General features: G+C 66.4%; 22 protein-coding genes, 2 tRNA genes and 1 other RNA gene. 6 read left to right on the forward strand and 19 right to left on the reverse strand.

Translation table 11 applies throughout. The annotated features are described in order from the left end of the window. Window positions 1-300: 300 nt before the first annotated feature. Window positions 301-1,614, forward strand: a complete 1,314-nt coding sequence (locus tag HMPREF3067_RS04290) for a Mur ligase family protein (RefSeq protein ID WP_070768503.1) — start codon at window positions 301-303, stop codon at window positions 1,612-1,614. Then, on the forward strand, window positions 1,607-2,362 hold the full coding sequence (locus tag HMPREF3067_RS04295) for a type 1 glutamine amidotransferase (RefSeq protein ID WP_070768504.1): 756 nt from the start codon (window positions 1,607-1,609) through the stop codon (window positions 2,360-2,362). Before HMPREF3067_RS04290 ends, HMPREF3067_RS04295 begins: the two co-directional genes overlap by 8 nt. Here HMPREF3067_RS04295 and recR read toward each other — a convergent pair. From recR to ffs, 9 genes are all read right to left on the reverse strand, one after another. Further along, complete coding sequence (gene recR / locus HMPREF3067_RS04300; RefSeq protein ID WP_070768505.1) at window positions 2,359-3,015, reverse strand: recombination mediator RecR; 657 nt, start codon at window positions 3,013-3,015, stop codon at window positions 2,359-2,361. The two genes, HMPREF3067_RS04295 and recR, sit on opposite strands and share 4 nt — an antisense overlap. A gap of 128 nt (window positions 3,016-3,143) precedes the next feature. Then, window positions 3,144-3,491 (reverse strand): YbaB/EbfC family nucleoid-associated protein, encoded by a 348-nt coding sequence (locus HMPREF3067_RS04305; RefSeq protein WP_070768506.1) that lies wholly within the window; start codon window positions 3,489-3,491, stop codon window positions 3,144-3,146. Window positions 3,492-3,590: 99 nt separating this feature from the next. Beyond that, entirely contained in the window at window positions 3,591-6,290 is a 2,700-nt protein-coding gene (locus tag HMPREF3067_RS04310; RefSeq protein WP_070768507.1) for a DNA polymerase III subunit gamma and tau, read from the reverse strand. A gap of 17 nt (window positions 6,291-6,307) precedes the next feature. Continuing rightward, entirely contained in the window at window positions 6,308-6,751 is a 444-nt protein-coding gene (locus HMPREF3067_RS04315; RefSeq protein ID WP_070768508.1) for a suppressor of fused domain protein, read from the reverse strand. A 142-nt stretch (window positions 6,752-6,893) separates the two neighbouring features. Further along, a complete protein-coding gene (locus HMPREF3067_RS04320; RefSeq protein WP_070768509.1) occupies window positions 6,894-8,165 on the reverse strand; it encodes an aspartate aminotransferase type Ic in 1,272 nt (423 codons plus the stop codon). A gap of 94 nt (window positions 8,166-8,259) precedes the next feature. Next, on the reverse strand, window positions 8,260-8,937 hold the full coding sequence (locus HMPREF3067_RS04325; protein WP_141759324.1) for a hypothetical protein: 678 nt from the start codon (window positions 8,935-8,937) through the stop codon (window positions 8,260-8,262). 53 nt (window positions 8,938-8,990) lie between these two features. Then, entirely contained in the window at window positions 8,991-9,749 is a 759-nt protein-coding gene (locus HMPREF3067_RS04330) for an ATP-binding cassette domain-containing protein (RefSeq protein WP_070768511.1), read from the reverse strand. After that, a complete protein-coding gene (locus tag HMPREF3067_RS04335; RefSeq protein WP_070768512.1) occupies window positions 9,746-10,114 on the reverse strand; it encodes a GntR family transcriptional regulator in 369 nt (122 codons plus the stop codon). Before HMPREF3067_RS04335 ends, HMPREF3067_RS04330 begins: the two co-directional genes overlap by 4 nt. Window positions 10,115-10,268: 154 nt before the next feature. Continuing rightward, an RNA gene (ffs, locus tag HMPREF3067_RS04340) (signal recognition particle sRNA small type) lies at window positions 10,269-10,367 on the reverse strand. Window positions 10,368-10,561: 194 nt separating this feature from the next. Between ffs and HMPREF3067_RS04345 the strand changes: the two genes are divergently transcribed. Beyond that, a tRNA-Ser gene (locus tag HMPREF3067_RS04345) sits at window positions 10,562-10,650 on the forward strand. 664 nt (window positions 10,651-11,314) lie between these two features. Then, window positions 11,315-12,397: a 2,3-butanediol dehydrogenase gene (locus HMPREF3067_RS04355; protein WP_070768514.1), complete on the forward strand. Its 1,083-nt coding sequence runs from the start codon at window positions 11,315-11,317 to the stop codon at window positions 12,395-12,397. A gap of 149 nt (window positions 12,398-12,546) precedes the next feature. Here HMPREF3067_RS04355 and HMPREF3067_RS04360 read toward each other — a convergent pair whose 3' ends face one another. After that, window positions 12,547-13,050 carry a GNAT family N-acetyltransferase gene (locus HMPREF3067_RS04360; RefSeq protein WP_070768515.1) on the reverse strand — a complete coding sequence of 168 codons (504 nt, stop codon included), beginning with the start codon at window positions 13,048-13,050 and terminating at the stop codon, window positions 12,547-12,549. A gap of 127 nt (window positions 13,051-13,177) precedes the next feature. On the opposite strand from HMPREF3067_RS04360, the gene HMPREF3067_RS04365 reads away from it, so the two are divergent. After that, window positions 13,178-13,546, forward strand: coding sequence for a cupin domain-containing protein (locus HMPREF3067_RS04365; RefSeq protein ID WP_070768516.1), 369 nt, complete (start codon window positions 13,178-13,180; stop codon window positions 13,544-13,546). Window positions 13,547-13,598: 52 nt separating this feature from the next. On the opposite strand, the gene HMPREF3067_RS04370 is transcribed toward HMPREF3067_RS04365, so the two are convergent. Both HMPREF3067_RS04370 and gluQRS read right to left on the reverse strand, forming a co-directional pair. Further along, a complete protein-coding gene (locus HMPREF3067_RS04370; RefSeq protein ID WP_070768517.1) occupies window positions 13,599-15,155 on the reverse strand; it encodes a cation:proton antiporter in 1,557 nt (518 codons plus the stop codon). Window positions 15,156-15,223: 68 nt separating this feature from the next. Continuing rightward, a complete protein-coding gene (gluQRS, locus tag HMPREF3067_RS04375) occupies window positions 15,224-16,150 on the reverse strand; it encodes a tRNA glutamyl-Q(34) synthetase GluQRS (protein ID WP_070768518.1) in 927 nt (308 codons plus the stop codon). Window positions 16,151-16,191: 41 nt separating this feature from the next. On the opposite strand from gluQRS, the gene HMPREF3067_RS04380 reads away from it, so the two are divergent. After that, window positions 16,192-16,902: a queuosine precursor transporter gene (locus HMPREF3067_RS04380; protein ID WP_070768519.1), complete on the forward strand. Its 711-nt coding sequence runs from the start codon at window positions 16,192-16,194 to the stop codon at window positions 16,900-16,902. Between the two features lie 18 nt (window positions 16,903-16,920). Here the strand turns inward: HMPREF3067_RS04380 and HMPREF3067_RS04385 are convergent, their stop codons facing one another. The 7 genes from HMPREF3067_RS04385 to HMPREF3067_RS04415 form a co-directional block, all read right to left on the reverse strand. Continuing rightward, complete coding sequence (locus HMPREF3067_RS04385) at window positions 16,921-18,696, reverse strand: ABC-ATPase domain-containing protein (RefSeq protein ID WP_083319132.1); 1,776 nt, start codon at window positions 18,694-18,696, stop codon at window positions 16,921-16,923. 49 nt (window positions 18,697-18,745) lie between these two features. Then, on the reverse strand, window positions 18,746-20,005 hold the full coding sequence (tgt, locus tag HMPREF3067_RS04390; protein ID WP_070768520.1) for a tRNA guanosine(34) transglycosylase Tgt: 1,260 nt from the start codon (window positions 20,003-20,005) through the stop codon (window positions 18,746-18,748). Further along, window positions 19,989-22,403, reverse strand: a complete 2,415-nt coding sequence (locus tag HMPREF3067_RS04395; RefSeq protein WP_070768521.1) for an MMPL family transporter — start codon at window positions 22,401-22,403, stop codon at window positions 19,989-19,991. The genes tgt and HMPREF3067_RS04395 overlap by 17 nt, the downstream gene beginning before the upstream one ends. 175 nt (window positions 22,404-22,578) lie before the next feature. Then, window positions 22,579-22,669, reverse strand: a tRNA-Ser gene (locus HMPREF3067_RS04400). Between the two features lie 73 nt (window positions 22,670-22,742). Continuing rightward, window positions 22,743-22,949, reverse strand: a complete 207-nt coding sequence (locus HMPREF3067_RS04405; protein ID WP_070768522.1) for a CsbD family protein — start codon at window positions 22,947-22,949, stop codon at window positions 22,743-22,745. Window positions 22,950-23,046: 97 nt separating this feature from the next. Then, entirely contained in the window at window positions 23,047-23,478 is a 432-nt protein-coding gene (locus HMPREF3067_RS04410; RefSeq protein ID WP_070768523.1) for a nucleoside deaminase, read from the reverse strand. A 59-nt stretch (window positions 23,479-23,537) separates the two neighbouring features. Then, a complete protein-coding gene (locus HMPREF3067_RS04415; RefSeq protein WP_070768524.1) occupies window positions 23,538-24,062 on the reverse strand; it encodes a tRNA adenosine deaminase-associated protein in 525 nt (174 codons plus the stop codon). Between the last annotated feature and the right edge of the window lie 18 nt (window positions 24,063-24,080).

Consider the following 24,080-nt stretch of genomic DNA (forward strand, 5'->3'; position numbering starts at 1 on the left):
AGCCGGCGGCGGCGCCGGCGCAGCAGCCGGGGCGGGGCGAACCGTTCCGGGGCCAACAACTCCAGCGCCCAGTCGGCAGCCGCGCCGGAGCATCCGGCGGGGGCGAAAACCGACTCGCCGTCGCCGAGAAACGGCGAAGGCACAGGGCAGGGCGGCTCCCGCGGCTCCCGGCGCAAGCGCGGCGGACGGCGGCGCGGTGGGCGCGGCGGTCAGCGCAACAGCAAACCGCAGGCAAATTCTTAAAAACCCACCCGCGTGCACAATCGCGCCCGGGCCCACCGGCGGACTAACCTGTAGCCTATGAGTTTTAACCTACGCAGAACGCTCAGGAAGGTGCGGACATCCGTCGCCACCTCGGCCGCGAACCTGGCCACCACGGCTTCCCGCGCCACCGGGCGCGGCGCCGGCGGGATGATCGGCGGCTTGGTGGCCAACGCCATCGACCCGAGCATCATGTCCTCCCTGGGCGCCGGCCGCCCGGCCGTCCTAGTCACCGGCACCAACGGCAAGTCCACCACCACCCGGATGCTGGCCGCAGCCCTGCGTACGCGCCACACCGTGGCCACCAACGACGGCGGCGACAATATGGACGCCGGCATCATCTCCGCCCTGCTGGCGGGCAAGGACGCCTCCCACCTAGTCCTCGAGGTCGATGAGCTACACGTGCCGCACGTGGCCGACAACCTGAACCCGCAGGCGCTGGTGTTGCTGAACCTCTCGCGCGATCAGCTCGACCGCGTGGGCGAGATTAACAAGATCGAACGCGCCCTGCGCGCTTGCGTTAAGGCCCACCCGGACATGCTGGTCATCGCCAACTGCGACGACGTTCTGATGACCTCGGTGGCCTACGACGCCCCGAATGTCATCTGGGTGGCTGCCGGCGCCGGCTGGCTGGGCGACTCCGTGACCTGCCCGCGCACCGGCGGCCACGTGGTCCGCGAACCGGAGGACTGGTACGCGGTCAAGAAGCTGCCCGACGGGCGCGAATTCCGCCGCCCGCAGCCGGAGTGGACGGTCAGCGAAGAGGGCATCGTCAGTCCCGCGGGCACCTACCCGCTGAACCTGGCGCTTCCCGGGCGCGCCAACCGCGGTAACGCGGCCCAGGCCGTCGCCGCCGCCGCGGAGGCCTTCGGCATTGCTACCGATGCCGCCGTGACCGCCGTGGAGAGCATCGACGACGTGGCCGGGCGCTATTCCACCATCACCCGCGGCGAGCCCGAAATCCGCCTGCTGCTGGCCAAGAACCCGGCCGGCTGGCAGGAAGCGCTGTCCATGGTGGACCGCAGCGCGGACGGCCTCGTCATCGCCACCAACGGCCAGGTGGCCGACGGCGTGGACATGTCCTGGCTGTGGGACGTACGCTTCGAGGACTTCGAAGGCATTTCCGTCAAGGCCGCCGGCGAGCGCGGCACTGACCTGGCGGTGCGCTTGGTCTACGCGGACATTACCCACGAGCTCATCCCGGATCCGGTCCAGGCCATCGACGCCTGCCCGCCGGGCCGCGTGGAAGTTCTGGCCAACTACACCGCCTTCCGCGATCTGAAAAAGGCCCTCGAGCGCGACGCCGCTGAGCAGCACGGCAACTCGGAGAACAAGGAGAACCGCCATGCCTAATACCCTGTCTATCGGCCTGATTCTTCCCGATGTCTTGGGCACCTACGGCGACGACGGCAACGCCCTGGTGCTGCGCCAGCGCGCCCGCCTGCGCGGCCTCGACGCCGAGATCGTGCCCATCAAGCTGGGCGAGCCGGTCCCGGAACAGCTGGACATCTACACCCTCGGCGGCGGCGAGGACTCGGCCCAGATCCTGGCCGCGGAGCACCTCATCTCCGACGGCGGCCTGATTCGCGCCGCGCACGCCGGGCGCCCCATCTTCGCCATCTGCGCAGGCCTGCAGGTCTTAGGCGAGTCCTTCCGCGCCTCCGGGCGTGTGGTAGACGGCGTCGGCCTGCTGGACGCAACCACCTCTCCCCTGCAGGAACGCGCCATTGGTGAGGTCCAGTCGACCCCCTGGGCGGCCGGTTACACCAGCGAGCTGACCGAGCCGCTGACCGGCTTCGAAAACCACCTGGGCGCGACCATCCTGGGCCCGTCGGCCCAGCCCCTGGGTATTGTCAAGCGCGGCACCGGCAACAGCGATGTCGCCGCCACCGCCGACCTGCCCGATGCCAAGCAGCAGCGCGTCGGCGAGGGCGCGGTCCAGGACAGCGTCATCGCCACCTACATGCACGGCCCGGCCCTGGCCCGCAACCCGCAGCTGGCCGACCTGCTGCTGGCCCGCGCCACCGGCCAGCGGCTCCAGGACCTGGCTCCGCTGGATCTGCCTGCGGTCCAGCAGCTGCGGGCGGAGCGCCTAGCCTAGACCGTCAGGCGGCCCGACAGGGCGCGCGACAGCGTCAGCTCGTCCACGAATTCCAGGTCGCCGCCCAGCGGCATGCCGGAGGCCAGGCGGGTTATCCGCAGGTCCGGGAAGTCCTTGAGCAGGCGCACCAGGTAGGAGGCGGTGGCCTCGCCCTCCGTGTTCGGGTCGGTGGCCAGGATGACCTCCTTGATCTCCGGCGTGGAGTCGTATTGCGGATTCTCCTCCGTGGAATCCGCAAGCTCCCGGTCGGGTAGCACGCCGCCGATGCGCTGCAGCAGCTGGGAGATGTTCAGGTCTTTCGGGCCGATATTGGCCAACGGATCCAGCGCCCCGCCCAGCACGTGGTAGCGCCCCTCGTATTCGCCGGTGCGCTCGATGACCTGGATGTCCTTCGGCTCCTCCACCACGCAGATGGTGCCGCGGTCGCGCTGCGAGTTCACGCAAATGCGGCAGACCGATTCCCGGGAGATATTGCAGCAAATCCGGCAGAAGGTTACCCCGTCGCGCACGGCGGCCAGCGCGTTGCGCAAACGCTCGATGTCTTCGGGTTCCATGTGCAGAATGTGGAAGGCGATCCGCTGCGCGCTCTTCGGGCCCACGCCCGGCAGCCGGGAGAGCTCGTCGATGAGATCCTGCAAAGGTCCTTCAAACACCGGGCACCGACCTACTTTCTTTAATCCGGGAAGGGCAACGAGAACAAGAATAAGGCCGCAGCCTGCTTTTTCCCAAAAGCAAACCGCGGCCCTGTGCCACCGGCTACGTCACGCAGCCGGGGGCAAGACTAACCCATAAGGTTGCCCATGTCGCCCGGGGCGCCGCCCATGCCCTGGGACAGCGGACCGATCTTTTCCTGGGCCAGCTCGCCGGCCTTCTGGTGGGCGTCCTTGAAGGCGCCGATGACCAGGTCCTGCAGGGTCTCCACGTCCTCCGGATCTACGACGGACTTGTCGATCTTCAGGTCCTTGAGCTCCGCGCCACCGGTCATGGTGCAGGTCACCAGGCCGTTGCCGGCGGTGCCTTCGACCTCAGAAGCCAGGATTTCTTCCTGGACCTTTTGCAGTTCGGCCTGCACGCGGGCGGCCTGGGCGATCAGTTCATTCATGTCTGCGGGTTGATCCGGCTGGGTCATGGCTATGCCTTTCTCTCAAGAAAATTTAGGGATAAATTCGCCAGTGCCCGAGTCTACCGCCAAAACTCGGGCGCTGAAGAGGCTGCGTGCCCCTGATCGCTACAAGCGACGCGCCCCCAGCTGATCGCTGAGCAGCTCCATCGCCACTTCCAAAGCGCTGCGGTGGTCGCGCTCCCCGGTCTCCTGGGCCGCGGCCGCCATCATCTGCTCTTCCTCGTCCCGCAGCGCCGCCGCGTCCTGCGGGCCGGGCTGGCCCTGTCCCTGCCCCGGTGCATGTCCCTGCTGCGGGGCCGCTGTCTGACCGGCCGGTTGTTGCGGCACGTAGTCGTCTTCCGGCGGGATACCGTAGCCTTCCTCCGGGCCCGGGTCCGGCGGCAGCGGTACCCCGTTGCTGAAGGTGTTGGCGTCGCGCTTTTTCGCCTGCGCCGCCGCCTGCTGGATGCGGTCCTGCCAGCTGGGTCGCGCGTTAGCGGCATTCCCACCGCCGACACCCGCACCCACGCCCACACCGGGCCCCTGCGCGCTGGTCGCGGCAGGAGGGGCCTGTTGGGGCTGCGGGGACGGCGCGGTCGCCGTCTCTTCCGGCCCGCCCAAGGGCCGCGGGCTGCCCCAGCCAGAATTATTCGCGGGTTGCGGTTCGGGTGCGGGTGCAGCAGAGCTAGGCCTCTCGGACTCCTGATCGTCGCTGGATTCGCGCTGGTTTCTCTGGGGGTCCCAGGCCGGCTTGGCGCCCGGCTGAGCGTTGAAACCCTGTGGTACGGGGTCGGTTCCGACCACGCACTCGATGCCGAGTTCGACCTGGTATTCCTCGCGCAGGACCCGCTGCAGGTCCCCGGCATTCTCCGGGGCGTTCAAGCGCTGCGCCAGCGCCCCGGTGGTGTGTCCTATAACCAGTGTGTTATCGCGGATACCCAGCACGCGCGCCTCGGTCAGCATGATCTCGGCGACCTTGTTCGTCGTGCCCACGCGCTCGCGTAGGGTGGCCCACTGGTTCCGAATAGCCGCGGTCAGTTCCTCCGGGTCGGCAGCCACTCCGGCTTGCGCCGCCGGTGCAGACCCCGCGCTCGGCTCGGAGTCGTGCGCCGCATCCTGCGTTTGCTCCGGTGCTGATTCTGGGGCCTGCCCCTGCATCTCCTCTGCTACCTGGCCCTGCCCGAGCTGCCCGGCGCCGCCTTGTTGCTCCGCGGGTTGGGGCTCAGACTCCGGCTGCTCGGCGCGCTCCCGCTGGTCCGGCTGCGGTGCCTCCTGCTCGGCACGCGCGGTCGGCTGCGGTGCGTGTTCCGGCTTCGCGTCCGCGCCGTTCGGCGCGTGCTCGGTGACTCGAGCAGACTGCTCTTCCTGGGAATGCTCCTGCGTACCCGCTGGTTGCTCGCCCGGGTGCTCGGCAGGCACCGGCTTTTCGACATGGACCGGGGCCGGTGCCTGTGCCGCTGCCGGTTCGGACCCGTGTTTCTGGTTGCCCTGAGCCTGGGCGCTTTGAGCCTGGCTGCCGTGGGCTTGGGCATCGCGGTTTTGAGTGTTGCCCTGCTGCTGGCGCTCCCGGCGGGCGGCGGCGATTCGGGCGGCGGTGGCCGCGGCGGCTGCCGCGCCCTCCTGGGCGGAGCCGGCGGGCCGGGACTGGGCTTGTTGCTGCTGCGGCTGGCCGGACTGGGCTGCCTGATGGGGCTGGCCACTGGTGGTTGGCGCCGCGGGGCCGACGGCCGGGCGGGCGGCGGAGACCAAATGAGCGCAAAGGATTTCCAGTAGCAGGCGCGGCGAGGTCGCCCCGCGCAGGCCGGCAATCTGCTCGCTGACGGTCTCGGCCAGAAAGACCAGGTGGTCGCCGCTGAAGCGCTGCGCCTGATCGGTCAGCGCCTCGGCGCGGTCGGCGGGGGCGTCGACCAGCCCGGCGGAGATGGCGTCCGGGACGGCTTGGAGCACCATGAGATCGCGCAGGCGGTCCAGCAGATCGACAGCGAAACGGCGCGGCTCGTGGCCGGCCTCAATGACATGGTCGACCAGCTGGAACAGGGCGGCCTTGTCGCCGCTGGCCAGGGCGGCGACTGCGTCGTCGATGAGCGTGATGTCCGTGACGCCCAGCAGCGGGCGGGCGAGCTCGTAGGTCAGGCCGTCCGGGCCGGCGCCGGCCAGCAGCTGGTCCAGGATGGACAGGGTGTCACGCGGGGAGCCGCCGCCAGCCTGGATGACCATGGGGTAGACGGAGTCTTCGACCTGCACGCCCTCGGCGGCGACGGTGCGCTGCAGCAGCCCCTTCATCGCCGGCGGGGTCAGCAGCCGGAAGGGATAGTGGTGGGTACGCGAGCGGATGGTGCCGATGATCTTTTCCGGTTCCGTCGTCGCGAAGATGAAGATGACGTGCTCCGGCGGCTCCTCGACCACCTTGAGCAAGGCGTTCGCGCCCGAGGCGGAAATCATATGCGCCTCGTCGATGATGAAGATGCGGTAGCGGGACTCCGCCGGGGCGTAATAGGCGCGGTCGCGCAGCTCACGCATGTCCTCCACGCCGTTGTGGGAGGCCGCGTCCAGCTCGGTGACGTCCAGGTTGCCCGGCCCACCCGGGGCCAGGGAGACACACGACTCGCAGACCCCGCACGGGGTGGAGGTGGGCCCTTCCACGCAGTTGAGCGAGCGCGCCATGATGCGCGCCGAGGAGGTCTTGCCGCAGCCCCGCGGCCCGGAAAACAGGTAGGCGTGGTTGATGCGCCCCGAGTCCAGGGCAGCCGACAACGGGGTGGTGACCTGTTCTTGGCCTACCACCTCGGAGAAACTTGCGGGACGATATTTCCGGTAAAGAGCCACGCCGTAAATCCTACCGCTTAGCCATCGGCCCGGGAGAAGTCGAGCAGGTCAATCCCGCCGTCGGCGACCGCCTGCTGGAAAGGCCCCACGCCTTCGTCAGCGGCGTAGGAGTATTCGGCGTCGGTGAGCACCAGCAGCTGGCAGATCAGCGTCAGGCGTTTATCCTCTGCCACCTGCGGGGTCTGCCCGCCCCAAAGGTAGGGGGCGATGAGCAGCCCGTGCCGGGCCGTGACGGATTCGTCCTGCTCCAGGGCGCTGCCCGCGGCCATGTTCGGCAGCAGGACGCCGGGCTGGGCCGGGATGGCCCCGGCCGCCGCCGCAATCTGATCCGCGGCAGCCTGCACCGCCGCCGCCACCGTGGCGGGGTTCGTCCGGCCCACGGCCAGCAGCTCACAGCGCACGTCGACGCCATCGTCGGCGCGCTGCAGGCCGGTATCAACCTGGCTAAAGCCCACGGTCACCGCCAGCGCCTGGCCGTCGCCGAGCTCGGCGATTCCGATCCGCCAGCGGGTGCCGCCGTCAGCGGAGGAGACGTCGCGGAACTCCAGGGAGGCCGGGATTATCTGATCGAGCCAATACGCAATTTCCGTGTTGTTAATTGCGCTACGCCCCCAGCTTCTCGAGGGCGGCCAGAAGCACGCAGACGGCCACGCCGTCCATGGCGGCCTCGACCTCTTCCAGCGGCGGCATCGACGGCGCGAGCCGGATGTTGCGGTCGTTCGGGTCCTGCCCCAGCGGGAAGGAGGAACCGGCCGGGGTCAGCACAATGCCGGCCTCCTTGGCCAGCTCCCACACGCGGGTGGCGGTGCCATCAATGACGTCCAGGGAGACGAAGTAGCCGCCGGTGGGCTTGGTCCACTGCGCGACCTCGTACTTGCCCAGGCGCTCGTCTAGGATGCGCAGCACGGCCTCGAACTTCGGGGCCAGCAGCGCGGCGTGGCGGCGCATGACCGCGCGCACGCCCTCGGCGGAGCCGAAGAACTCCGCGTGGGCGAGCTGGTTGACCTTGTTCGGGCCGATACCGCGCTTGCCGGCGATCGACTTGAACCAGTCGAGGTTCGCCTCGGAAGAAGCCATGAAGCCCACGCCGGAGCCGGCGAAGGTAATCTTGGAGGTCGAGGAGAAAACGAAGAAGCGGTTGGGGTTGCCCACCTCGCGGGACAGGCCCAGCACGTCGATGATCTCCGGGAATTCGTCGGTCAGCGTGTGGACCGCGTAGGCGTTATCCCACATGATGCGGAAGTCCGGGGCGGCCGTGTCCATGGAGGCCAGCTCGCGCACGACCTCCTCGGCGAAGGTAACGCCCGAAGGATTGGAGAACATCGGCACGGCCCACATGCCCTTGACCTGCGGGTCCTTAACCAATTCGCGGATGGCCTCCACGTCCGGGCCGTCTTCCAGCATGGGCACGGTGACCATCTCGAAGCCGAAGCGCTGCGTGATGCCGTGGTGGCGGTCGTAGCCCGGCACCGGGCAGATCCACTTGATCGTCTCTTCCTGGCTCCACGGGCGCTCCGAGTCGTTGGTGCCGAAGGCATAGGCCCAGGAGATGACATCGAACTCGAAGTTCAGGGAAGAGGAGTCCCCGGCTATCAACAGGTCCGGGTTGATGCCCAGCAGCTTGCCCCACAGCTGGCGGATATCAACGATGCCCTGCAGGTTGCCGTAGTTGCGCACATCCGCGCCGGTGGCGTCGGTGTAGTTGTTGGGGCCCGGCAGCTCCAGCAGGTCCTCGGACAGCGCCAGCTGCTCCTTGGAGGGCTTGCCCCTAGTCAGATCCAGTTTCAGGCCCTTAGCCTTCAAATCTTCGTAATCGGCACGAATCTGAGTTGCTAGTTCGGCGCGCTCCGCCGCGCCCAAATCTAGAAGAGACATAGGAGCTAGTCTGCCTACCTTCCGGTATCCGAGGTGAGAGATCGGTGATTGTTTATTGGCCCCCTAGCATAGCGCCGCCTACGTGATTTAGCACTCAGCTGCGGGCGAGTTTAGCCCTATCCGCACTACCCGCCCAGCGTGTGCGGGACCGCTGGAGACTCACGGCAGCCACCACTACCCCCACGACGGCTACCGGGATGCAAAAGAGGAATACTCCCGGTAGCGGCGCGGACACAGAAATGCCCAGCACTTGGTCGATGAGCCACGCGACGGCAACGGTAGCAGCGATACCGGCGAAGGCCACCACCCACTGCGCGCGGGCCGAGCGGCGGGCGCGCACCGCGCCCAGCCCGACCCCGACGAGGGCGGCGGCCAAGAAAACGGTGAAGACCACCAAGAGGGTCAGGACAACTTCGCGCCCGCCTACCCCGGCGCCGGGGACGATATAGGGTTGCCCGTTGGTATCGAGCCATCCCACCGGGCCAGAGGTGACGATGAAGCTGTCGTAACCGGAGTAATACGGCGAGTCATCCTGCATGACAAACATCGCCACACCAAGCACGCCCGCGGCCACCGCGGCTGCGACTACCGCGCACACGACCGCGGAACCCAACCAGCGGCCGGGTGCGATCTGGTAATCGAGCAAGTGGGCCGAGTCCGCCGCCGCCAGGGTGAAAATCACGGCCGTGGCCACGACGGCCAGGATGGTCCAGGACCCGCCGTCCATAAAGAGGAAGCGGCCGCCTGCGGCCAGCCCCAGGGCCACCGCCATGCACCCGACGATCAGTCCCGGTTGGCTTGCTATAAATACTGGCGCTTTCATTGTTATTGCTCCTCTTCTTCCTGCACCAGCGCACCCGCTACCGCTACGTCCAGCAGTTCACTGGTGTCGAGATACCTCACTTCTACGCCGCGGGACTGGGCAAAATCCCGGGCTGAGGCCGAAAGTCCGGCCCCCAGCACCGCCCGGCGATACCCACCCAGCGCCTTGTCGGATAGCACCGGCGCGCTGCCGATGACCTCTGCCACCACCTCGGCCGGCCCGCTCAGCACGGGGTGGGTCTCGCGCAGTTCATCCATGGTCACAGGAGCCTGGGCGTGGAAATCACGCATGACCACCACCGCATCAACCAGGCCCGCCAGGTCCTGCGAGTGCTGGGAACTCACCCACACCTCGGCGGTTTCTGCGGCCTGCCGCAGCCGCTCCCGCACCTGGTTGCGGTGTGGTGCGTCCAAACCGTTGAAGGGTTCGTCCAGCAGCAACACCGGTTTGCCGGCGGCCACTACGCTGCTGACGATGACCAGCTGGCGTTGGCCCACGCTCAGCTTTGCCAGCGGCGTGGTTGGGTCGAAGCCCAGCGTTTTCTCCGCTTCGCCCACGTCCAGCCCCTGCCAGCCGCGCTGCACTACACGAAAATGGTCTCGGGGCGTGGCGCCGAAGAAGTGAATATCGGCGCTGGCCTGGCCGAAGGCCACATCGGGCTCCGCGCTGCGCCGGCGGAAAAACGTGGTCTTGCCGGACCCGTTCGGCCCGATCAGCCCCATGATGGGCCGCGGGCCCCCAGTATCTTGCGTGCTGGTCATGGTTTTAACTCCTTAGCGATCATCTGGGCAATGTCGTCTTCCCCCAAGCCCAGGGCACTGGCCTCCGCCACCAGCGGGCGGACAAAGTCTTGGGCGAACGCCTTCTTCCGTTGGTCCCTGATGCGCTCGCGCGCCCCGGGCATGACAAACATCCCTCGTCCTCTCTGGCTTTCCACGAGCCCGGCTTGCGCCAGCGCCGTGAGCGCCTTCGATGCCGTAGTCGGCGTGACCTCATGAAAATTTGCTAATTCGTGCGTCGACGGTGTCCTGTCGCCTTCGGGCAGCTGTCCGGACAAGATCATGCCGCGCAGCTCCTCCGCTATCTGCTGATAGATAGGGCGGGGATCCTTAGCCGTTATAGCCATCCCGTCACCTTCCTTGTTGTTCCCGCAGCAAACCGACCTACCAACATGGTTTACTACGTAGGTAGTAAACCTAACCCAGCCTGCCCACCCCGTCAAGCCCCAAAAGCGGACCAGACATAGAAAAAGCCACCCGGCAGGCGCCGGATGGCCACAAAGATTAAGGGGACCTCGCGCACCCGTCAGAGCCTGCTGACCCTTGCTGCATTCCTGCCCTGGGGGAGTTCACAGGATGGACGCCACGCGAGATCCTGCCCCATACTCTAGCCGGGATTCCGGCGATAGTCCAAACAGTCCACTCCCCGCCCAGGCGCCCAGGCGCGTCACCACCGCCGGCCCCGACAACCGCCTACCCGACAGCCACTCTTATAGCCCTAGATCACCCACCCATTTCCCAAGCTGACCTGCCGATTTTGTCGCCACTTGCCGGGGCTGCTACAGTTTCTTCTCGGAGGATTCGACTAGCGGCCTATGTCACACGCCTGGAACGCGTGCGGGGCTCACGCCCCTCGTGGGTTCAAATCCCACATCCTCCGCCACAACGCGCTTCACTTCGGTGAGGCGCGTTTTTCTTTGCGTTAACCAAAGCATGACGGGGTACCGGATTAGTCGCACATGATGTGACTACTCAACGCGTCAGGACCAGGCTCTCATCGAGCCTTTTGGACGCCTGGCAAGTAGCTGCACTCGGTGTCTATCGCACTGCCGAAAAAAGGCCGGTCGTTCGGCTTGGAGAGCAGCTTGAGCTTTCGGGCCTCGTCGACAGTGATGCAAGCTTTGAACCGCCCCAGGTTTTCCTCATAGGCACGTGCCTTGATTCCCATTGCCCCTTGGGGGTCGGCCTTCCAAAACTCGGTTTCAACCTCTGTCGGTGCGCGGCAGTCTAGGGGGCTGGGGAAGGCAACGAAAGTCGCCCCAGGGCAAGCAAACCTAGAGATACCTTCATTCAACTCCACCTTGTCTCTTCTTTGTCGTTTCACCCAAGCCGCTGTTTGGCGTAAAACCCGGGCCGCACCCGTTGGTCTAAAACCAAGGCGGCTCATGCTCAACCTGATATTAATTTACGCAGTCGAGACTGGCACTGCTCAGAAATAGACCACCCGAGGGAGACTTCTCGCGTACCGCCTCTAGTTACCAGGAAGGGATTGAAAATGCGACGTATCCTGGGAATTGAAAGAGCGCACTCGACATGAAGGAACTCCCATGAAAGCCGCCCGCCTTTACGGCAAGGAAGACGTCCGGATCGATGACATTGAAGAGCCACAACTGCAACCCGGTACGGTAAAGATCGCGCCGGCCTACAGCGGCATCTGCGGTTCTGACGTGCACCTTTACTTCGAAGGCCCGTTCCGCCCAGCACCCAGTGAGACCACACCGCACCCGGTCTCCGGGGAGACGCTGCCCGTCGTTTTGGGCCACGAATTCTCCGGCGTGGTGGAGGAAGTCGCTGCCGATGTCGAGGGGTTCGAGCCAGGTCAGCCCGTCGTGGTCGAGCCGCTCATGGTCGATGGCACCTGCCACGCCTGCCAGCGTGGCGACTACCATCTGTGCGACAACATGGGCTTTATCGGCATCTCCGGCCGAGGCGGCGGTATCGCCGAGCACATCGTGGTCGAAAAGCGCTGGGTCCACCCCATCGGCGATATCCCGCTAGACCAGGCGGCGCTGATCGAGCCATTGGCCGTGTCCCACCACTCCATCGCGCACGCCGGATTCGCCAACGACGACCACGCCGGCGAAGTCGCAGTCATCGGCGGTGCCGGCCCCATTGGGTTGCTCGCCGCCGCGGTGCTGAAAGCCTACGGGGTGAAGGTCATCATCTCCGAACCGTCACAGGCCCGGCGCGAGAAGGCCCTGGAGACCGGGGTCGCAGACCTGAGCGTGGACCCGATGAACGAGGATCTAGCCGAGAAAGTCCGCCAGTTCACCGACGGCGCCATGGCCGACGTCGCTTTCGAGTGCACCAGCGTTCCCGCAGTGCTCCAACAGCTGATCGACGTCACCCGACCCGGCGCGCACATCGAAATCATCGCCCTGCACAACCGGAACTTCGAGCTCGACATCGTGGGAGATCTGACCATGCCCGAACGCTCCATCGGCAGTTCCGTGGGATACAACAACGACCACCCACAGGTAATCAAGATGATCCAGGACGGCCGCCTAGACCTCGCGCCGTACATCACCTCCCGGATCCCCATGGACGATCTCGTGGAGAAGGGCTACACGGCCCTAAAGGAAGACCCGACCGAGGTAAAAATCCTCATCGACGTCCAAGGCCGCAGCTAGCGCGCACCTGCGCCTGCCGCACTAAGTGCGGCGGGCGCATACCTTGGGCGACAAGCTCAACAAACAAAAACCTTCATTTTCGTTTCTTGCACGGTGACACCGTTGACCGGGCACTTACTGGTGGGTGATGTCCAAGTACCAGCCCCAGGCTAACCGAACGCCGGGTGGTAACGCGCCTTACCGAGTGGAATCTCGGGGCCGAAGGAGCAGGCGGTGAAGTACTTTGCGGGTACGCCGGGGTATTCCAGGCCGGGTACGGGATGAAAGCCGAAGCGGTTGTAGTAGTCCGGTTCGCCGAGAACCACTGCGCCGGCTGCGCCTGCTGCGCGCAGGCGGGCAAGTGCGGCTTCCATGAGGGCGCTGCCTATGCCTTCGCCTTGGCGCTGCGGTGCGACGGCGACGGGGCCGATTCCGTACCACCCGTGCGCGCCTTCGGCGCTGGTGCCCAGGGTGACTGGGGAGGCGGCCACGTGACCAACCAGGGTGTTGTTGTCCTCAGCGACCAGGGAGACGGTCAGTGCACCTGCTACGCGGAGGGCATCGACGATGTGCTGCTCGGTGTGATCGGACTGCTCCACGGGGGCAAAGGCAGCCTCCACGAGCTGGTGGATACCCGCATTATCGGCGGGGTTCTCAGGGCGGATGGTGGCCATGGCAGCTCCTTTGTTGGCTGAAGGCGGCATCGGTGGCCGAATGCCTCAGGGTACCAAATGCCGGGCGGGTGACTGGTTGTTTCGCGGTCGTGCGCGGCCGGTGTACGGCAAGCGCTAAGCTGGGCCCATGGACGCCCTCACCTACGCCGGTTTAGAAGACTCGCTGGACTATCTCTACGCGTTCTTGGACTCTGACCTGCTGGCACGGATTAAAGACGAGCTGCGCTACATCCCGGCCGGGATGGAGGAATTCTTGCTGGATGACTCGCTCGAGGACTTCGTGTGGCTGTGGTTTAAAGACTCCGGCGCCAACGGCTTCCGCCAGTACCTTGCCGACGGTGGATTCGACACCGCGGAGGTGGAGCAGGCGTATGTCTTCTGCCGGGCGGAGTGGGGAATGAACACCCCGCCGCAGGTGGAGTGGCTCCGCGAAGACGGCTTTAATTTAAGCCCCATCCGCCGGGAAATCGACAAGCTGACCGGCCGCGCATCCTAATCACCACTGGTCTGCTCGCCGGTGGTCTGCTTGCCGGGGGTTGTTCGGCGGCTTATTTCCGGGCAGCGAGCACCATGCGGTCGACCTCGTGGAGGACCTCGTCGACTAGGGCTGGGTTGTAGCGAGGGTCGTTGCGCATCTCCAGCAGGAGGGCTTGGGAGGCCTGGAAGGCGGTAGCGCGGGCCTGGGCCGCGAAGGCGCGGGCGCGGTGGGCCTTTTCCAGGCGGGCCTTTTGATCCTCCGCGTCGAGGTCGTCGGTGCCGAAGACCTTGTCGAACCAGTCGTCGATGTTGGCAGCGACCTCCGGTTCCAAGTCATCGTGCTGTTTACGCAGGCTGTCGATGGCGGCCTTGCGGGCGCGCTCAGTGACTTCGGCGTGCATTTTGTCCGAGGCGGCCTGCGAATCCGCCGTCAGATCCAGCTTGCTCATCAGCCACGGCAGGAGCATGCCAGGCAGCACCATGGTCACCAGCAGCACGGTCAGGGCGATGACGGCGAGCTCGTTGTAGAACGGGATGGCCCCGCTCGGCACCGACAGCACTAGGGCCAGCGTGACGAGTCCGCGCATGCCGGACCAGGTCATCAGGAGGACTTCTTGCAGGCGGAGCGGGGCCACGCCGGGCTTCCCGCGCCGCAGGTTGATCCGGTAGAAGACGTACATCCACGCCAGGCGCACGGCGAAGGCCACCAGGGACAGGATGACGCCCACCAGGACCGAGTGCCACAGATCCGAGCCGACCTGCGTGATGGCGTCGTTGACGGACAGCCCGATGAGCCCGAAGGCCAGGCCGGTAAAGAGCAGGTCCACCGTGGACCAGAAGGCCTGGCCGCTGACGCGGTCCTCGGCCTCAATGGGCGCACGCGAGTTCAGCTCCACCGCGGCGATGACCACGGCGATAACGCCGGAGGCACCCAGCTCCTCGGAGAGGATATAGGTGGCGAAAGGGATCACCCAGGTCAGTGCGTTGCGTGCGGTGACATCGTGCACGTGCTTGATAAACCAGCTGGCCACCCGCCCGACCAGCAGGCCGATGACGCTGGCCACCACGGCGGAGTAGGCGAATTTTAAGATGCCCTCCCCCACGGAAAGCTCCGCGCCACGGGTTACGGCCAACAGGGCCATGTGGAAGACAACGATGGAGGCGGCATCGTTAAACAAGCCCTCGGTCTGCAGGGCAGAGATTATACGGCGCGGAATGCCGGCGGGCTCGGCCACCGCGTCCACCGCGACCGGATCCGGCGGGGCGATGGCCGCACCAATCAACAGGGCTGCGGCCACCCCGACGCCGGGCAGGAAGACGTACGCGGCAGCGCCCACCGCGGCCGTGGTGACCACCACTAGCAGCACGGACAGGCTTACGATGGTCAGCCACTGCTGCCGGATAACTCCCCAGGAGGTCCGCCGCGCCAGCGCCCACAGCAGCGGCGGCAGGAAGATGGGCAGGATGAGATCGGCCGGCACGTGGAGCGCCGGGATACCGGGGATGAAGACGATGACCATCGCCACCACCGATAGCAGGGCGGGCCACGGCAGCCCCAGCTTCTCCCCCACTGCGACTGAAATGATACTGAGCAGCAGCAACGCCACTACCCCTAGGACTATTTCCACAACGCCTTCTCCCCGCGCCTTTTTCTCTTTACGTTTTAAGTGTAGGACGCGGGGCTGGCAGCCACCAGTTAGTTTCCTGCCGGCTCCCAGAAAACCGGATCCCAACCCATCCGTGCCGGGTCGAAGCGCTCTAAGATCTCCTCCGCGCCGCGGGCCCCGACCAGCCCCAACGACGCCGCCAGTTGCCCCACCACCTGCTGGACGCTGGCGGTCTCCAGCAGCTGGCGCAGGGTCACCGCCCCGTCGCGCTTGGACAGGCGCCGGCCGTCGCTGTTGAGCACCAACGGCACGTGGACGTACTCCGGGGCCGCCTTCCCCAACAGGTGCGCCAGATACGCCTGGCGCGGGGCGGAGGTAAGCAGGTCGTCGCCGCGCACCACCTGGTCCACGCCCTGGTAGGCGTCATCAACCACCACGGCCAGGTTGTAGGCGAAGTCCTGGTGCTGGTTTGCGTTCCCGCCGCGGCGCAGAATGAAGTCATCGATTTCACCGGTGTAGTCACCGCGGTGGTAGTCGTGCACGGTATACTCGTCGCGGTCGGCGCGCAGGCGCAACGCCGGCACGCGGCCAGCCGCGGCCAGCTCCGCCCGCTTGGCCTCCCGCTCTTTATCACTCAAGTCCCGGCACGTGCCCGGGTACTGGCCGGGAATGGCGTGCGGGGCGCGGGCGGCTTCCTGGATGTCCTTACGGGAGCAATAGCACTCGTAGTGCGGCAGTCGGGCCAGCGCCGCCTCGTACGCCGCAGAACGGTCCTGCTGGCGCACCACCTCACCGTCCCAGTCCAGGCCGATAGCCTGCAAGTCTTCTTGCTGCCGCGCGGCGGATTCCAGCGAGGAACGCTGGGTGTCCACGTCCTCGACCCGCAGGTAGAATTTCCTGCCGGACCAGCGCGCAAACAGCCAAGCCAGCAGCGCAGTGCGCAGGTTTCCAAAATGCAGGTCACCGCTTGGGCTGGGCGCGTAACGCCCGGCCGCAGGAAGGGTCTCAGAACTCATAAATTACAGCGTACCGCCCACGTTCTGGCACGATAAGGTGCATGACAAAACAATCGGCAACCGCAACCACCAACCCCGGTGGCGAGAGCATCCGATTCATCCCGGTGCAGGCCAGCCTGTACCCGTGGCTGGTCACGCTGTTCGTCGTCACCTTCCTGATCTCGAATATCAACGCCACGAAGGGCGTCGAGCTTGGCCCCCTAGTCACCGACGGCGCCTTCTTCCTGTTCCCCCTGGCCTATATCACCGGCGACGTGCTGGCCGAGTGCTACGGCTTTAAGTCCACCCGGCGCGCCATCTACATCGGCTTCGCCATGGCCCTGCTGGCCGTGCTGTCCTTCTACATCGGCATCTGGCTGCCGGAAGCCGAGTTCTACGAGGGCCAAGAGGCCTTCGCCACCACCCTGGGCCTGGTTCCCCAGATCGTTGTGGCCTCCCTCTGCGGCTACCTCCTCGGCCAGCTGCTCAACGCCTGGGTCATGTCCGTGCTCAAGCGCCGCAACGGCGAGAAGAAGCTGCCGGTCCGCCTCATCGCCTCGACCATCGTGGGCGAGTTCGGCGATACCCTCCTGTTCTGCGCCATCGCGGCGCCCGTCATCGGCATCTCCACCGCCGGCGACTTCATCAACTACGTCATCGTCGGCTTCCTGTGGAAGACCCTCATCGAGGTCGGCCTCCTGCCGGTGACCACCCAGGTCATTAAGTGGGTCAAGAAGAAGGAGAACTACATCGCCGGCGGGGCGAGCGCCTAGGCCCGTAACGTCTTTGGCTTAGCGCTTGATATCCAACCTCCGGTAACGGTTCACCGCAGCCAAAATCTCGTGCTTGCGGGGGCGGGACAGGTGCCCGGGGTGGGCGCGCCCCGGGGTCAGCGCGGTCAGGGACTCGGCGGCGATGGTCGCCAGCAGCTCGTCGACTAGCTCGGTGACGGGGCGGGAGTCGTTGTGCTTGCCCAGCCACTCCAGGCACAGCGCGATGGCGGCGGTCTGCGGGGCATCGGCCAGCTGCGAGACCGCGCTTAGGCCGATGTCGCTCTTGGCAAAGCTGATGGTGTCTAGCCCGCGCGGCTTTGCGCCCTGGGGCTTGCCCTTGTGACCGGCGGTGGGCTTAAGGCAGCCCGGGGCCAGGGCGCGGCCGCTGGGTTCGAGCATGCCGGGCCCCAGCGCCAGCTCGTGTGGGCGGGAGCCGGCGGCGATCTCATGGGCGCGGGAGGTGATCTCGTGCGGCTGGTAGCGGTCCATGGCGATGACCGTGTCGGCCAGGCTGAGGTAGGCGCCGGAGCCACCCGCAATCAGGACGGTGGACATGCCCTTGTCCTGGTAGAGCGCCTTCACCCGCGCCACGTACGGGGTGATGGGCTCCTGGTTGCCGGGGACGAGCTCTTGCATGAGGCGGTCCCGGATCATGAAATTCGTCGCCGAGGTGTCCTCGTCGATCAGCAGGGCGGTGGCGCCGGCCTCAGCGGCCTCGACGACGTTGGCGGCCTGGGAGGTCGAGCCGCTGGCGTTGGTGGTGGAAAAGCGTCGGGTATCCGCCCCGGTCGGCAGGTTGGTAATGAACGGGGAGATATCCAGGTCCGTGACCGAGCGGCCGTCCTCGGCGCGCACGCTGGCGGCATCCGCCCGGGTGATGACCCATTCGCGGCCGTCGCCGGCCACGTGCGGGTAGACGCCGCGCTCCAGGGCGCGCAGCAGCGTGGACTTGCCGTGGTAGCCGCCGCCCACGATGACGGTCAGGCCGGCGGGGACCCCCATGCCGGTCACGGTGCGGCCGCTGGGCAGCTCGAAGCTGTGCGTGAGCTCCTCCGGGGCGATGAAGGCCGCGGCGGTATCCGCGTCCATCGGCTTGTCGCTATCCCCGGCCCGGCGCGGCAGGATGGCGCCGTTGCCCACGAAGCCGACCAGGTCGCGGGTAGCCAGCTGCGCGCGCAGGGCCTCCTGGTCGCGCAGGAGCCAGACGTGACTAGCCAGGTCATCCGGATCGAATTCCTCGGCCACAACCGCCTCTTCCACCGCGTCCGGCAGGTCCTCGGCCAGCAGGCCGGCGGCCCGGTGGCCTAAAACGCGGCGGCCCTGGGCCGGCAGGCCGACCAGCAGGCGCACCTCAATGACCTCGTCGGTGACCACGACGGCGCTGCGCTCCAGCACCTCCTGGCCGATGAACCCGACGCTCACGCTGTTGGACTTGCCGCTGCCCTTGCGGCCTTTGCCTCCCTTGCCGCCGCCGATGGCAGCGACGGTACGCGTAAGCCGGCGGGCCAGGAAGTCGGCCACCGCGACCTTGTCGAGCTCATCGGTGACCACCTCGGCTGGCAGGTCGGCCACCGCGCGGGGCACGCGCACCCGCACCTTGGACGGGGCGGCGAAGGGATCGCTTTGCACCTTGTCGATCGCCACCGTCAGCCCGTCCGGGCCGGGCTCGGTATAGGTGCCGGCCAGCTTCTTGTACGCGCCGTAACCGGCGCCGTCGATACCGTGGCAGGCCTTGGCAAGGTCCTCTAAAGTACCGCCTGCGCGGCGGTCACCGCGAAAATTCTTTCCAGACATACCCGCCACCGTAACACCCGACTAGGCGTCACAGCGCGGGCCCTTCGCGTCAGCGGCCGGCGTAGTAGCGGCCCAGGAATTCGTCGCGGTAGGCTGCGTAGTAGCCGCCGTCGATGGCGGCGCGGATATTGTCCACCAGACGGACCATAAACTCCAGGTTGTGGATGGTGCACAGCGTCCCGGCCAGGTACTCCTTCGCCTTGAGCAGGTGGTGGAGGTAGGCCCGCGAGTAGTTCTCGGAGACGTAGCCGCCGAATTCCTCGTCCACGCCCGCAAAATCGCGCTTAAAGCGCGCGTTCGACAGGTTCAGCCGCCCGTCCAGGGTGTAAACCCCGCCGCGGCGGGCCAGGCGCGTCGGCGCGACGCAGTCAAAGGTATCCGCGCCGGCCTCCACCGCGGTAAACAGGTCGTCCGGCTCGGAAATGCCCAGCAGGTGGCGCGGTTTGTCCTCCGGCAGCTCGTCGCAGACCCAACCGACGATGGTGCCCAGGTTTTCCTTCTCCAGCGCGCCGCCGATGCCGAAGCCGCCGAAGCCGCGGCTGCCTGTCTCCCAGGCCTTATCGGAGATCTCCACCAGGCCGCGGGCAGCCTGGCGCCGCAGGTCCTCGTACTGGGCGCCCTGCACCACGCCCCACAGGGACTGCTTGGGTCGGTGGGTGCGCTCCTGGGTCAGCCGCGTGTGCTCATCGATGCAGCGCTGCGCCCAGCGGTGCGTGCGCGCCACCGACTCTTCCTGGTAGGCGCGGGTGTCGACGAGCGTGGTCAGCTCGTCGAAGGCAAACATGATATCCGCGCCCAGCCCGTGCTGGATCTGCATGGATTTTTCCGGGGTAAACCGGTGCTGGGAGCCGTCGATGACGGACTTGAAGTCCACCCCGTCTTCATCCACCTGCGCCATGCGCTCCTTCTTGGCCGCGCGAATATCCTGCTCCGTCAGGTCGGCCAGGTCCATGGCCAGCACCTTCTTGAAGCCCACGCCGAGGCTCATCACCTGAAACCCGCCGGAGTCGGTGTACGTCGGGCCGTGCCAGTTCTCGAAGGCGGCGACCCCGCCGGCGGCGTCCACGATGTCGTGACCGGGCTGCAGGTAGAGGTGGTACGCGTTCGACAGGATGGCTTGCGCGCCGGTGGCCCGGATCTGCTCCGGGGTCAGGGTCTTGACGGTGGCCTTGGTGGCCACCGGGATGAAAGCCGGGGTCTGGATATCCCCGTGCGGGGTGCTAATCACCCCGGTGCGGCCGCGCTTTCCCGCGCCTTCCTGTTCCAGGCGGGTACGGACCTTAAAACTCAAGTCACCTGCGTGCGTCATGCTGGTCAGTATATTCCCTCTGCTTAGTGGCCTGGGCTTCCCATTCCTTTTCCAGCTCGTTGCCCTCGATGTCGATGGTGGGCAGGATCTTGTCCAGCCAGCGCGGCATCCACCAGGTGCCGCGGCCCATCAGGAACATCGTGGCGGGCACGAGTGCCATGCGCACGAAGAAGGCATCGAAAAGCACGCCCGCGCCCAGGGCAAAGCCGAAGATCTGGATGAACGGCAGCGGCTGGTTGATGAAGGCCACGAAGACCGAGATCATGATGATGGCCGCCGCGGTGACCACGCGCGCGCCCTGGGTGAAGCCGACGATGGTCGCCTCTTCGACCCCGTTGTAGGGCGAGCCCGGCCGGGAGGTGCCGCCGCTGCGCGTGTAGTGCTCGCGCATGCGCGTGACCAGGAAGACCTGGTAGTCCATGGCCAGGCCGAAGGTCACGCCGATGAGGAAGATCGGCATAAAGGAAATCAGCGGGCCCGGCGCCGGCACTAGGCCCCACAGGCCCTCCTGCCAGAACAGCACGGTCACGCCGAACGCGGCGCCCACCGAGAGCAGGAAGCCGAGGCCGGCCACCAGCGGGACCAAGACCGAGCGGAAGACCACGAGCAGCAGCAGGATGGCCAGGCCCACCACGATGCCCAGGTAAAGCGGCATGGCCTGCTCGAGGCGTTCCGTGATGTCCAGCTGCACGGCGGTCAGGCCCGTCATGCCGACCTCGGTGCCGGTCGCGTCCTCAATCCGGGAGTTGGTATCCCGCAGGGCGTTGGCCACGCCCACGGTGGCCTCCTCCGTGGGCGAGGTCTCCGGGGTGACCATGATCTGCGCGGCGTTCTGGTCTTGGCTGAGCCCCACCAGCTGGGCGTGCTTGACCCCGCCCACGCCCTTGAGCTGATCCGTGGTGTACATGAAGGAGGAGAACGCGGCCTTGGAGTGTTCGTCGTTGCCCTCCTGCGCGGACATCAGTGGCTGGAGCGCGGCGGAGTCCTCGTTGACGTCAGCCGCGTCCACGATGACCAAGAACGGCCCGTTCACGCCGGGGCCGAAGCCCTCCGCGAGCAGGTCCGCGGCCTTGCGCTGGGTGGTGTCCGGGTTCGAGGTGGTATCCGCCGGCAGCGCCAGCTCCATGTTGAGCACCGGTGCCGAGAGCAGGCCGAGGGAAAGGACCACGCCGGCCATGGTCAGGCCCGGCACCTTCTGGACCGCGCGCACCCAACGGTTGCCCATGGTGCGGCGGCGGGAGCGCTTGCCCTTGCGGTTCGGGTTGCCGGCCACGCCCGGGATGCGGCCCGCGAAGGCCTTGTCGCCCAGCAGCCCCAGCAGGGCCGGGATCAGGGTCAGGGCGACCAGCACGGAGATGGCCACGGTGCCGGCGGCGGCCAGGCCCATGGCGGATAGGAAGCCAATGCGGGCGATCACCAGCGCGAATAGCGCCACGAAGACCGTGGTACCAGCGAAGACCACCGAGGAGCCGGCCGTGCCGGCGGCCATGCCCGCGGCCTCCGGCCCGGACATCCGCTCGCGCTCGGCGCGGTAGCGCGACAGGATGAACAGGGCGTAGTCGATGCCCACGGCCAGGCCGATCATCACGGCCAGCACCGGGGTCATGTTGTTCAGCTCCACCCAGTGGGTGGCGATCATCAACCCCAGCGAGCCGAGCCCCACGCCGATCACCGCGGAGATGAGCGGCATGCCCGCCGAGACCAGCGAGCCGAAGGTGAAGATCAGCACCAGGAAGGCCACGCCCAGGCCGATTATCTCCGAGGTCGAGTTGACCCGGATATCGTCGCCGAAGCCGGCGCCGCCGGCCTCGACCTGCAGGCCCGCCGCGCGGCCCAGGTCCATCGCGTCGCTTACGATCTCCTTGTCTTCCGAGTCCACCGAATAGGGGCTCTCAGCGTCGAAGTCAAAGGTCGTGTACGCGATGGTCCCGTCCTCGCTGACCATCGCCAGGTTGTCCGCGTCCTGGCGGGCGGATTCCTCCGGCAGCCCCATCGAGGTGAACTGGTCGACGACCTGCTCCTGCAGCTTGGGCGAGACCTCCAGCGGGTTGCCAAAGCGCATGGTGTCGCCCATGTCCAGGTTGTCGCGGAGGTAGTCCACGACCTGGTCGATGGCCTGCGCGTTGTCCGGGTCGCTGAGCTTCTCGCCCTCCGGGGCGTGGAAGACCAGGTTCACCGTGGGCGCATTCGCCGGGTTGCCGCCCTCGGGGAAGAGCTCCATGGTCCGGTAGGTCGCGTCGATGGACGGCGTGCCCGCGATGGAGAACTCACTCGTCATCGGCTTCATCAGCGCCACGGCCGTACCCGCGGTCGCGGCCAGGAGCACAAGCCAGGTGACGATGACCTTCCACTTGTTCAGGTAGGACCAATGCCCCAACCGGTACAGGAGTTTAGCCACGAGGTGAACACCTTTTCTGCATCAATATTCCCACCGCTGCGCGGGAAAGAAACGGGAAGGAAGTTTAAAAAAAATTCTAGGGTAAGGACTGCATAGCCGTATTGCCCTAGTCTAAGTTATGGATCAAAAAATTCCCTATCCCACCGGAATGCGCCGGTCAGATAGGGAATTGAGTTGGCGGTGGCGGCGGGATTTGAACCCGCGGTTGGGGGTTACCCAACAATCGCTTTCGAGGCGATCACCTTCGGCCGCTCGGACACGCCACCGCGTAACAGGTTACGGCAGGCGCCCCGCGTTAACAAAATCGCCGGTTAGCGCCCGCCGCACCGGGACCACGACTTACTTGTCGTCGCCGGTCAGCTTACCCAAGGCCTCGGAGGCCTTGTCCTTGATGTTGTTAGCAGCGTCGGACAGCTTGTCCTTGGCGTCAGCAGCGGTCTGCTCGCCCTTGCCCTCGTTGGCAACCTGGTCGTTGTCGGTAGCCTCGCCGTAAGCTTCCTTAGCCTGACCGACGACCTTGTCCTTGGCATTCTCGAAATCAGCCATGCTTTTCCTCCTTGTTAGAAACAAATTCGTTTGGGTAGCCCCCAGCATACGCGTGAATACTCGACTGCGCCGCCGTAAAGGTGTCGCACCTCACAAACTAGCGCAGTGGTTCAAAAAATCGTGCCATAAGCTGCGCACATTCCTCGTCGAGGACCCCCGCCCGGACCTGCGGAATGTGTAGCCCGCCCGGCGCGCGCACCAGATCGATCCATGATCCGCAGGCCCCCGTCTTCGGCTCGAAGGCGCCGAAGACCACCGAGCTGACCCGCGCCCCCAGCAGCGCTCCGGCGCACATGGCGCACGGCTCCAGGGTGACCACCAGCTCGCAGCCGGTTAACCGCCACCCGTCCCCGTGTTCTTTAACCGCGGCCCGGATGGCCTCCACCTCCGCGTGGGCGGTCGGGTCCTGGCGCTGCTCGCGGCGGTTGACGCCGGTGGTCAGCTCGCGCCCTGAGGCATCAAAAAGCACGGCACCGACCGGCACGTCCCCGGCCGGGGTGCCGGCCGCCACCTCGAGCGCGCGGCGCATGCGGCTTTCTGCCCGGCGCGACCCCTCACTGTCCGGCAGGCCGTGGGTGGGCGCGGGCATCAGTCGAGCTCGTCGTCGGTGTCGCTGTCGAGGTTGTCGATGGCCTCCTCCAGCTCGTCGCCGAAGCCGATATCGCCCGCAATGCGCAGCAACATGTCCGACGGCCAGTCCTCGTCGTTGTCCACGATGAAGCCGAGCTGGTCCTCGCCCACCCCGAGATCCGCCAAGATGTCGAAGTCGCCGTCGGCGAAGCCGTCCACGTCGTCCAAATCATCCGGGTCGATATCCGGCACGTCCAGGTCTCGCATGTCCAGAAAGTCCGCCGCGTAATCATCATCGACCGCCATCGTGGCGTCCGAGAGCAGCATGTAGACTCCGCCGGGCACGGGGCGGATGATGACGAAATAGTCGTCGTCGACGCAGACCATCCCGAAAGCGGCACCCTCGGTGCGCAGGCTCCGCACGGCCCGCACAGTGCGCTCGGCGTCGTCAAAGTCGTCGTCGAATTCGCGCACCACCCAGCGGCCGTTATCTTGGTGAACCGTGACCGCGAAGGAGTACCCGGAAAAATTTGCGTCGTTCATACCTCGTGAGAGTAGTCG

The sequence above is a fragment of the Corynebacterium sp. HMSC04H06 genome (assembly GCF_001815935.1).
Taxonomy (GTDB): Bacteria; Actinomycetota; Actinomycetes; order Mycobacteriales; family Mycobacteriaceae; genus Corynebacterium.